Origin of the sequence: Duncaniella sp., from assembly GCF_029054785.1 — a bacterium.
Classification (GTDB): domain Bacteria; phylum Bacteroidota; class Bacteroidia; order Bacteroidales; family Muribaculaceae; genus Duncaniella.
On the sequence record NZ_JAIDEN010000114.1, the window covers coordinates 1 to 9,053 of the forward strand.

8 protein-coding genes and 1 pseudogene are annotated in these 9,053 nt (G+C 52.4%); 6 read left to right on the plus strand and 3 right to left on the minus strand.

All coding sequences use genetic code 11. The features are described 5' to 3' along the window. Positions 1 to 1,275, minus strand: a pseudogene (locus K2H17_RS07570) (S9 family peptidase); the annotation flags it as partial. A 299-nt stretch (positions 1,276 to 1,574) separates the two neighbouring features. Here K2H17_RS07570 and K2H17_RS07575 point away from each other — a divergent pair. After that, positions 1,575 to 2,591 carry an alpha/beta hydrolase gene (locus K2H17_RS07575; RefSeq protein WP_300133352.1) on the plus strand — a complete coding sequence of 339 codons (1,017 nt, stop codon included), beginning with the start codon at positions 1,575 to 1,577 and terminating at the stop codon, positions 2,589 to 2,591. Positions 2,592 to 2,602: 11 nt separating this feature from the next. Here K2H17_RS07575 and K2H17_RS07580 read toward each other — a convergent pair whose 3' ends face one another. Further along, the gene (locus K2H17_RS07580; protein WP_300133334.1) at positions 2,603 to 3,148 is read right to left on the minus strand and encodes a hypothetical protein; all 546 of its coding nucleotides are present in this window, start codon (positions 3,146 to 3,148) and stop codon (positions 2,603 to 2,605) included. 151 nt (positions 3,149 to 3,299) lie between these two features. On the opposite strand from K2H17_RS07580, the gene K2H17_RS07585 reads away from it, so the two are divergent. The 5 genes from K2H17_RS07585 (at position 3,300) to K2H17_RS07605 (ending at position 8,054) form a co-directional block, all read left to right on the plus strand. After that, complete coding sequence (locus K2H17_RS07585) at positions 3,300 to 3,569, plus strand: hypothetical protein (protein WP_300133337.1); 270 nt, start codon at positions 3,300 to 3,302, stop codon at positions 3,567 to 3,569. Positions 3,570 to 4,045: 476 nt separating this feature from the next. Continuing rightward, positions 4,046 to 5,530, plus strand: coding sequence for a 4Fe-4S binding protein (locus tag K2H17_RS07590; protein WP_300133340.1), 1,485 nt, complete (start codon positions 4,046 to 4,048; stop codon positions 5,528 to 5,530). A gap of 71 nt (positions 5,531 to 5,601) precedes the next feature. Further along, positions 5,602 to 7,059 carry an aldo/keto reductase gene (locus K2H17_RS07595; protein WP_300133343.1) on the plus strand — a complete coding sequence of 486 codons (1,458 nt, stop codon included), beginning with the start codon at positions 5,602 to 5,604 and terminating at the stop codon, positions 7,057 to 7,059. Further along, complete coding sequence (locus K2H17_RS07600; RefSeq protein WP_363319932.1) at positions 7,056 to 7,493, plus strand: DUF1893 domain-containing protein; 438 nt, start codon at positions 7,056 to 7,058, stop codon at positions 7,491 to 7,493. Before K2H17_RS07595 ends, K2H17_RS07600 begins: the two co-directional genes overlap by 4 nt. A 39-nt stretch (positions 7,494 to 7,532) precedes the next feature. Beyond that, complete coding sequence (locus tag K2H17_RS07605; RefSeq protein WP_300133346.1) at positions 7,533 to 8,054, plus strand: ECF transporter S component; 522 nt, start codon at positions 7,533 to 7,535, stop codon at positions 8,052 to 8,054. A 91-nt stretch (positions 8,055 to 8,145) separates the two neighbouring features. Here the strand turns inward: K2H17_RS07605 and K2H17_RS07610 are convergent, their stop codons facing one another. Then, positions 8,146 to 8,997 (minus strand): ion transporter, encoded by an 852-nt coding sequence (locus K2H17_RS07610; RefSeq protein WP_300133349.1) that lies wholly within the window; start codon positions 8,995 to 8,997, stop codon positions 8,146 to 8,148. Positions 8,998 to 9,053 lie beyond the last annotated feature (56 nt).

Consider the following 9,053-nt stretch of genomic DNA (forward strand, 5'->3'; position numbering starts at 1 on the left):
GGTGTCATACATGTTGGGAGTCATCCCTTCGGGCAGATTCTTGCCTATTCCGTCAAGGCTTTCGGGAGATCCGACGAGGGCTACTGACTTTCCGTCAGGCGAAAGTCTGGCGTCTCCGATGAAGCCTTCGTTTTCAAGAAGGGCAGAGCATTCACCTGTTGTGAGGTTCAGCAGATAGACTGAAACGAGTGAGCTCGGACGCTGGTCGACCTTGGTGTCATAGGCCATGAACAGTAGTTTTGATCCGTCAGAGGAGATGCCTCCGGGGGCCACGTTGCGATATCCGAATGTCAGCGGGGTGCTGAGACCGCTTGCCAGATCGAATTTCATGAGAGTGCCGCGCACACGCCATCCCGGCTGACGGTCTTCAGGATTGACGATTTCGTAGAGATCCTCGCTTTTTTCTTTCTGTTCTTCCTGATTCTTCAGATAGACAAAAAAGTCTTCTGTCGGCGACATTACGAACCGGCTGCCCGGAAGATTGTCGGCAAGCACCTTCTCTTCCTGTGTCAGCGGGTCGACGGTGACAAGCCGGAGTTTTTTGTCAACAGTCCGGGTGAGGTAGATGGCATCGCTTTCAGGCATCCAGTTCAGATTTTCGGTGCTGGAGAATAACTTCCGTCCGGAAGCAAGTTCGCTGACATCTGAAGTGATTGTGATGTTGCCTCCGTCGTGAGTATGGGAGTAACTTGTGATCAGGTATTTTCCGCTTGGCGAGATTTTGGCAGAACTGAAGCGCCGCCCTGTGATCACATCCTGAAGTGTATAGCGCCGTTCTTGTTTCTTATTGATGCTCACCGGGACCTTGCTGTCGGACTCAAGTGAGACCTTGATGGAATCCGATGAACCGGGAAGCGTAAGACATTTGATGGTTACCGTATGGGTGGCCGGTGAGAGCGCGAGGCTGTTGCCGTCAAGGAGTTTGCCGTCAAGATATATATCTTTGTGCTTAAGGCCGTCGACTTTCAGCGAGCCGGTGAAATAGCGTTCGTTATCAATGGTGAAATTCAGCAGATGCAGCGCTGTTGTCTTTGATGATGGGAGTGTAGCCTCCCGGAATTCGCGGCCCTTGTCTGCGGCATTCAATGAAATCGGGGATTTCAGCAGCCCCAGAGTGTCGAATTTGGCCGAGCGGACATCGACGCTGTCAAGCATAAAAGGAGTGATCACCTCGAAAGGTCCTGAATAGTTCAGAGTTCTGATATCAATCGTTTCTCCGAAAGAGGTCAGAGATAAAGCGGCACCGCATGCCGCACAAATTACTTTTTTATACATGATAATAGATTTGGCTGTAAATCACGCAAAGATACAAAAATAAGTCGTGTGAAAGCAAATCTATCTGATTTTACCGAATGGATGACAAGCTGAATGTCAAAAAAAGGATCCAAATGCTCTCATTGTGGGCGTGAAAGTCCTCTCAGCTGGAATTGTGGTATATTTTACCGCGTTTCGGGGTTCTGGGGTGCTGTTGCGATGTATTAACTTTGCAATAGTTAAATGAAACATTTTTTACAAGAATGAAAAAGGCTCTTTATGCCATGCTGTTCAGCACTTTGGCAATCAATGCTCAGACTATGGATAATCTGAATACAAATCAGTCCGTCGCTCCGGTTGAGCGGCTGACTCTATCCCAGGAATGGGACAAAGTTTTTCCGAAAAGTGATAAGGTTGACCACCGGAAGGTGACTTTTGTAAACCGCTACGGTATCACCATCGCTGCCGATCTTTACAAGCCCAAGAACGTAGAAGGCTCTCTGTCGGCTATTGCGGTCAGCGGCCCCTTTGGCGCTGTCAAAGAACAGTCGAGTGGGCTTTACGCCCAGCAGCTTGCCGAGCGCGGTTTCCTGACTGTCGCCTTTGATCCGTCGTTTACAGGTGAAAGCGGCGGGCAGCCCCGTCGGGTGGCCTCGCCTGACATCAATACGGAGGATTTTTCAGCTGCGGTCGATTTTCTGTCCGTACAGCCTGATGTGAATCCTGACAGAATCGGCATTTTAGGCATCTGCGGCTGGGGCGGAATCGCCATCCAGGCAGCTGTAAACGATCCGCGTATCAAGGCCACTGTCGCTTCCACCATGTATGATATGACCCGTGTTACAGCCAATGGTTATTACGACGGTGATGATTCCGCTGAAAAACGCAATGCGAACCGCCGTGCGCTTGCTGCAAGACGCACCGAAGATTACCGCAACGGGCGTTACGAACGCGCAGGTGGGGTAGTCGATCCTCTTCCCGAAGATGCGCCTCAGTTTGTAAAGGACTATCACGCATATTATAAGACCCCGCGCGGTTTCCATCCGCGTTCAGGCAATTCGACTGACGGCTGGAATGCGACATCTTGTCTGCCGTTCATGAATTTCAGGTTTTTTGAATATGCGGGAGAGCTGGAAAGTGCCGTGATGATTGTTCATGGATCCGAGGCTCACTCGCGCTACTTCGGCGAGGATGCGTTCAGGCTTCTCAAAGGAGACAATAAGGAGCTGCTGATTGTCGACGGCGCAAGTCACTGTGACCTTTACGACAATCTCGAAAAGATCCCGATGGACCGGATCGCCGGATTTTTCACATCAAATATGCCGCAGGTCAGATAAGAGGTCGTTTTTTATGACCGGCGCTTGTGTCTGCGTCTGCGCGAGCGGCGTTTCCGACGGCTTTCGGTAATAGCTGCGGTCGCCGCCTCATGTTCATGATTTTCGTTTACGGCAGACTGATTCATTATTCCTGATGGATCAGTCTGCTGTTCTTTTGCAGGGCTGTCAGACTCAGCCTCCTTTGGGGCCTCGCAGGTCTCGGCGGGCTGAACTTCGGGTGCTTCCTGAGGCTGTGTTGAGGATTCTTTTTTGAGTTCACGTCTTTTTGCCGCACGGGCTCTCGCAGCCTCTGAGCGGCTTATGGCCTTGTCGATCTCAGGTCTGAGCAGGCAGAAGGCAAGCAGCAACTGAGAGTCTTCTTTCGTTGACGGGACTCTGCGCTGTTTGATGTAGATAAGAATGGCTCTTTCAAGCTGTCCGGTCAGGAAACAGCCGAGATTGGCGACAGAAGAGGCTGAAGAGATGCGCTCCATGACATAGCGCAGGAACTTTTCGGAGACAGGGTAGGAGATGGCCGAGGCCTGTTTGTGGGGGTGATTGGAGCGTGTGGATTTCATATCGGCGGATGTGTTTGGCGGGTGTGTTTTCGCTGATGTAATTCTTTTTTTCTGCAAAGATACACACCGCAACAGCCGATTTACTGCGATAATGCGGAGCAATGCAAATTTTTTGCAAAAATCACAGTACCATAAACCTCAGTGAGAGCTGATGCCGAAGAAGCCATTCGGCGTAGGCCGTGAGCGGTGCAGAGGCTTGAAAAGCCTGAGTTTCCTGAAATATAGGAGTTCGATCCATTGCTGTCAATTTCGCTCACTCCTGGGCGTCCGCATCGTGTGGGGAGCGCCGGGACGCGTGTGGCCTGAACCATCGGAGATGGTAGATTTCAGAAACCCCAGGCTGAGCGAGCGCCCGTCGGGCCGAGCGGTGCCTGGGGTAGTGGATGTGTCATGCTATGCCTGCCTCGGAGAGGCTGGTTAAGGATCAGGAGAGCATATACACCTCTCGTTTTTTTCCGGGCTTCAGTATTTAGCCAGCCTCTTCGAGGCAGGATCAGTGGCATCTCTCCACCTCCCCAGGCTCCGCTCGGCCTACGCTGGCGCTTCGGCACTCGCTCACCCTGGGGTTTCTGAAACATAGGATCTTCGATCCATTGCCGACAATTAGCAGTGCCTCCATGAGATTTGCCTCATTCTTGGTATGAAATATCCTCTAAATTCCAAGAGACTGCCGGAATATATGATCTTGTGATCATAGTTGTGGATGGAAGCGGAAATTTATCGTGGATTTTGCGGATTTGTGTGGGGAAATGTGAAAATCTGTAATATTGGTAGGATTATCCGTAAAAAGTTTTGTATATTTGTCAAAATCAGCTGTTAATTTTGTAGCGATGAAAAAGTGGGCGGAAGCCCGCTGTAAACACTTACGCAGATTGACCAATTGAAAAAACAGATGCAATGTTGAAAAAGATCCGACAGATATTTGCCGTCATCTTCCTGACGTTCATAACACTTTTGTTTCTCGATTTCAGCGGGACCATCCACGCCTGGTTCGGATGGATGGCCAAGGTGCAGTTCCTGCCTGCGCTGCTTGCACTGAATGTCGGGGTGATAACGGGGCTTGTGGCGCTGACGCTGCTCTTTGGCCGTGTGTATTGTTCGGTCATCTGTCCGCTTGGGGTGATGCAGGATGTTTTTGCCTGCTTTGGAAAAATGGCCCGCAAGAACCGTTATTCCTATTCACCGGCCAAGACGACTATTCGTGTGACGTTTCTTGTTTTGATGGCGCTTGCCATCGCTGCCGGAATCGGATCGCTTGTGGCTCTGCTGGCGCCATACAGCTCCTATGGGCGCATTGTCCAGAGCCTGCTTTCTCCCTTGTGGCTGTGGGGCAATAATCTCCTTGCTTCATGGGCAGAGAGAGCTGACAGTTATGCTTTTTATTCGGTCGATATATGGCTGAAAAGTTCCGGGACTCTGGCTGTGGCCGCTGTGACTCTTGTTCTGATCGGGGTGCTTGCATGGCGCAATGGTCGCACTTACTGCAACACGGTCTGTCCGGTCGGGACGGTGCTCGGTTTTCTGTCGAAGTATTCTTTGTTCAGGCCGGTGATCGATACGTCGAAATGTAATGGCTGCGGACTCTGCGCGCGCAATTGCAAGAGTGCCTGCATTGACAGTCGAAACCATCAGATTGATTATAGCCGCTGTGTCAGCTGCATGGATTGTCTCGACAAATGTCACCGTGGCGCTATCAGCTATGGGTATCGCCGCTCAGGGACTGATAGCCGAGAGGCTGAGTCCGGCGGGGCTGACAGGTCGCGCCGACAGTTTATGGTCAGTGCGGCGGCTGTGACAGCTGCGGCTGCCGTGAAGGCTCAGGAAAAGACCGTTGACGGAGGTCTGGCTGTGATCGCTGACAAAAAAATTCCGCAGCGCTCGACGCCGATCGTGCCTCCCGGTGCCATCGGTCTGCGCAATATGTCGTCTCACTGCACTGCCTGTCAGCTATGTGTGACGGTCTGTCCGAACGGCGTTTTGCGCCCGTCGTCAGGCCTGCTGACCTTCATGCAGCCGGAGTCGTCGTATGAGCGGGGCTATTGCCGTCCGGAATGCGTGAAATGTTCCGAAGTCTGTCCGGCGGGGGCCATCCGGCCGATCTCGACCGCTGAGAAGTCTTCGATTCAGATCGGTCATGCGGTCTGGATAAAGGACAACTGCGTCCCGCTGACTGATGGAGTCGAGTGTGGCAACTGTGCGCGCCACTGTCCCGTAGGAGCCATTGTGATGGTTCCTTCGGTCAACGGTAAGGATGATTCGCCAAAGATTCCTGCGGTCAACGCCGAACGTTGCATCGGCTGCGGGGCGTGTGAGAATCTCTGTCCTTCGCGCCCGTTCAGCGCGATCTATGTCGAAGGCCATGAGAACCACCGTGTCATCTGAGAATTCGACATGCAGATAAACAATCTATTGTCCCACACACAAAAAAACACAGATAGTTATCCCCCTTAAATATGAGTGACAATAATAAAGATATAAGCCGCCGCAATTTCCTCAAGCGTCTCGGAGGCGGCACCGTGGCCTTGTCGGCTGCGGCCTTGCCGGGCTGCGATCTGAAGCGCAATCCGGTCAGCGGCGAGAGCGTCACGGCTCAGGGTGATATACCCACCGACAAAATGACTTATCGCACCAATCCGAAGACCGGCGAAAAGGTGTCGCTGCTCGGCTACGGCTGCATGCGATGGCCGACGGTCAGCGAAGGCGTTGCCCGCGACGGTGAGGAGGAGATTGATCAGGAGATGGTCAATCGTCTGGTCGATACCGCCATCGAGCACGGGGTGAACTATTTCGATACCTCGCCCGCCTACTGCAAGGGAAAGTCGGAACGTGCCACAGGGATTGCTCTCAAACGCCATCCGCGCGACTCGTATTTCATTGCGACCAAACTCTCGAATTTCGCCCCTTCGACATGGAGCCGCGAGGCCTCGCTCGCCATGTATCATACCTCTTTGAAAGAGTTGCAGACGGACTACATTGACTATATGCTTCTCCACGCTATCGGCATGGGTTCCGACGGCATGCGGGAGTTCAACCATCGCTATATGGACAATGGAGTCCTCGATTTTCTGCTCAAAGAGAGGGAGGCCGGGCGCATAAGGAATCTCGGATTCTCATATCACGGCGATATAAAGGTGTTTGACTATCTTCTGTCGCGCCACGACGAGTATAAGTGGGATTTCGTGCAGATCCAGCTCAACTATCTTGACTGGCGGCATGCCAAAGAGATCAATCCGCGCAACACCGATGCCGAATATCTTTACGGCGAGCTGGAGAAGCGCGGGATTCCGGCTATCATCATGGAACCGTTGCTCGGAGGCCGTCTGTCGAAACTCCACGACCATGTGGTCAGCCGTCTGAAACAGGCCGAACCTGAACGCAGTGTGGCCTCATGGGCTTTCCGCTTCGCAGGTTCGTGGCCGGGAGTGCTTACGGTGTTGAGCGGCATGACCTACATGGAGCATCTGGAGGACAACCTGCGTTCGTTCTGTCCGCTGAAGCCCCTGACCGAAGAGGAAAACCGTTTTCTCTTTGAGACGGCTGATCTCATGATGCAGTATCCGACCATTCCCTGCAATGACTGCAAATACTGTATGCCTTGTCCTTACGGACTCGACATTCCGGCAATATTGCTGCATTATAATAAATGTGTCAACGAAGGCAATGTCCCCGAATCGTGTGAAGGGGAGGAGTATCGCCGTGCGCGCCGTGCATTCCTTGTCGGCTATGACCGTTCGGTCCCGAAACTGCGTCAGGCGAGCCACTGCATCGGGTGTGGTCAGTGTGCCCCGCACTGTCCGCAGTCGATCGACATTCCTGCCGAACTCCATCGCATTGACGGCTTTGTCGAGAGTCTTAGAGGTTGTACATTTAACCGTACAAATGTACGACCTCTTAAAAGGAATGAGACATGAACGGGATCGCGGATGAACTGAAACAGGAACTGATCGGCAGACTCAGGCATGAGGCCTGTTCATGTCTGATCTGTCAGCCCTCAGGCCTTGTGACCGTAGAGCATGAGAGAGGTGTGAGAGACCTTTTCAGACTGCTTGCCGACGAGCCGCAGGTGCTTCGCGGCGCTTTTGTGGCCGATAAGGTGGTAGGGAAGGGGGCAGCCGCCCTTATGGTGCTTGGAGGTGTGGCTGAGGTCTATGCCGGAGTCATCAGCCTCCCTGCTCTGGAACTGCTTGAACGCTCGGCGGTTGCGGTCAGCTACGGGACGGCTGTCCCGAATATCATCAACCGCGCCGGGACGGGCATCTGTCCGGTCGAGAGCCTTTGTGCCGACTGCCGGAGTGCGGATGAATGTCTGCCGCTGATTGAAGAATTTATAAGAGGTTGTTTTTGAACACCCTCTAAATGAACAAAAATAGAAGCTTGAACTCTTATGGAAAGATCTGTAAAATTGCATTCTTTGTCTTTTGGCAGTCTCAGGACTTATGTGACTGCCTTGTTGCTTGTCGCGGGTAATATTGCCCTCCCGCAGTTGTTCCATCTGGTGTCTCAGGGAGGAGTCACCTGGCTTCCGATTTATTTTTTCACGCTTGTCGGGGCCTGGGCTTATGGATGGCGTGTCGGGTTGCTGACCGCCTTGGCGTCGCCGGTGGTCAATTCGCTGCTGTTCGGAATGCCTCCGGTAGCGGCTTTGCCTGCCATTATGCTCAAATCGTGTCTCCTTGCCGGTTTTGCCGGATATGCCGCCTCGCGAAGCCGGAGGGTCTCATTGCCGTTGTTGGCGCTTGTTGTGCTGGCCTATCAGTGTGTGGGGACTTTGGGCGAATGGGCGCTGAAAGGCGACTTTATTCTTGCCTGTCAGGATTTCAGGATCGGCATTCCCGGAATGCTGCTCCAGATTTTCGGCGGATGGGCTGTTATCAATTTGTCTGCACTACGGTTGAAAAGTGAATAGGGCGGGTATGATCCACAACTCAACAATGCGTCCGGTTTCCTTGGGGGGGGAGACCGGACGCAAATTCTTAGAGGTTGTTTTCAACACCCTCTTATTTCATATTTTTGAGCATTTCGTTGACAACTTCGATCTGATTCCGGAGCTTGTCGATCTCATCGCGCAGGGCGTCTTTGGAGAGCTTCTGTGACTTTTTCGCTTCATTTTTTGCTGTGACTTCCTGGAGTGAGCTTACGACGAGGGCCACTACAATGTTGAGGATGACATAGGAGGCGATCAGAACGTAGGTCACAAAGTAGACCCAGGCAGCAGGGAACACGTCCATGACCGGACGCGCGATGCCCATTGACCAGCTTTCGAGGGTCATGATCTGGAAAAGGGAGTACATCGAGCGCCATACGTTGCCGAACCAGTCGGGAAAATCAGCGCCGAAGAAGGTGGAGCCGAGAAGTGCGTAGGTGTACATTATGATGACGAAGAGGATCGTGGTCCATAACATGCCTGGAATTGCATTGAAAATGGCTTCGACGATGAGTTTCAGCTTGTCGGCGGAACGGACCACGCGCAGGATGTTGAGCTGACGGAAGACTCTGAAAATCCTGAATACGCGGAATGAGGAGAATGTTCCCAGCTGGGCTGCCGATGAAAGCACGACGATGATTGTGTCAAACCAGTTCCAGTAGCGGTTGCGCCCTGTGAAGAAGCTCTTTTTTTCTATTGACAGCCTGATCATAAGTTCCACGATGAAGATCAGGATGCTCATGTCACAGAAGGATTCGAGTTCCGGACCGATGCGCTCGGCGACCGAAGCGTCTGTGAGCAGACCGAATGCCAGTGCGTTCAGCACGATCAGCATGTTGCAGAAGGTGTAGAATCTGCGGGTGGTCTTTACAATGATTCTGCGGGCTGAGAAGCCGGGATTTAATAAGGATGAAAATGAGGCCATGTCTGTGAGGCTTGTTGGTGCGTTGGTTACTTATGATGCAAAATTAATAATAATCC